Source organism: Streptomyces shenzhenensis, assembly GCF_021462265.1.
GTDB lineage: Bacteria > Actinomycetota > Actinomycetes > Streptomycetales > Streptomycetaceae > Streptomyces > Streptomyces shenzhenensis.
Genome location: NZ_JAJONF010000244.1, coordinates 1 through 233 on the forward strand (window position 1 = coordinate 1; position 233 = coordinate 233).

Annotated in this window: 1 protein-coding gene; it reads left to right on the plus strand. The window is 73.0% G+C overall.

Annotated elements, in window-relative coordinates:
• A partial coding sequence (locus tag LQ326_RS47655; RefSeq protein WP_234545446.1) for a hypothetical protein occupies window positions 1–233 on the plus strand: 233 nt, incomplete at both ends.

Sequence of the window (233 nt, forward strand, 5' to 3'; positions counted from 1 at the left end):
TGCTTGCCGAGGTGCTGCACGCGAACGTGCACTGGAGCCCGCCCGGCGGCGGGGACACCGGCTGCCACGCCCGCTCCCACGTTCTCAGCCGCTGCTCCCGCCTGCACGCGCTCGGGCTCCGGGCCGACATCGAGGAGACCTTCACCTACCCGGCGGCCGTCGTGCTCTGCCTCCGTATCCACGGCACGGTCCCTCCGGCCGACCCGGACAGCGTCGCCTACCACGTCTTCGAC